Below are 962 nucleotides of genomic sequence, written 5' to 3'. Positions count from 1 at the left end.
GGGGGTTGTTGGTCAAGGGCGCTATGCGGGCGCTGCTCGTTGTAGAAGGGGATGTAACGCTGCAGGCCTTGTTCGACCTCCGCCGGGGTCTCGTAGCCGTACAGATAGAGGTGCTCGTACTTGATCGTGCGCCAGAGGCGCTCGACGAAGACGTTGTCGAGCGCCCGGCCGCGACCGTCCAGGCTGATCAGCACACCGGCGCGTTTGAGCCGCTGGGTCCATTCGTGGCGGGTGAACTGCGCACCCTGGTCGGTATTGAAGATCACGGGCGTGCCCTGGCTCAGAGCCGCTTCCAACGCCTGCAGGCAGAAGTCGGTGTCCAGCGTGTTGGAGAGCGTCCAGGCGAGGACATAGCGGCTGTACCAGTCCAGCACCGCCATCAGATACAGAAACCCGCGTGGCATCGGGATGTAGGTGATATCGGCACACCAGACCAGGTGGCTGTGGCTCAGCCTGAGATCGCGCAGCAGATACGGATAGACGGGGCTCTGCGGATGCGACCGGCTAGTATGCGGGCCGGGCACCGTGGCCTGCAAGCCCATCTGTGCCATCAACCGCTGCACGCGCTTGCGGTTGACCGGATAGCCTTGGCTTTGCAGCCAGTGGGTCATCCGCCGGGAGCCGTAGAACGGCGTGCGCAGGGACTGCGCGTCGATCAGGCGCATCAGCACCAGATTCTGCGACGACTCGCCCGCTGCACGGTAGTAGTAACGCGAGCGCGCCAGGCCGAGGAGCTCGCACTGGCGTCGGATGGAGAGCTCGGTCTGCTCCGAGTCGATTAGCCATGGCGCTAACCCCTCAGCTGCGCGGACTTTTTTCTGAGAAAGTCCAGCTCGACCTTCAAGCGCCCGATCTCCTCGTAAAGCGGCGCCGTGGCCGTCTCAACCGTCGGCTCCTTGCGCGCCTTGCCAGACGCGAACAGCTCCGGCAGCTTCTCGAGCAGTTGCCGCTTCCACTGGCTG

General features: G+C 64.1%; 1 protein-coding gene. It reads right to left on the bottom strand.

Going from position 1 to position 962, the window contains the following annotated elements; genetic code table 11:
• Positions 1–725, bottom strand: a 725-nt coding sequence (locus CKO40_RS23770; RefSeq protein ID WP_242477315.1) for an IS3 family transposase, incomplete at its 3' end; no start/stop codon positions are given.
• Between the last annotated feature and the right edge of the window lie 237 nt (positions 726–962).

This window comes from Halochromatium glycolicum (genome assembly GCF_016584085.1).
Taxonomy (GTDB): Bacteria; Pseudomonadota; Gammaproteobacteria; order Chromatiales; family Chromatiaceae; genus Lamprobacter; species Lamprobacter glycolicus.
The sequence above is the reverse complement of the archived record's forward strand: the minus strand, read 5'-3'. Positions and strand labels throughout refer to the sequence as shown.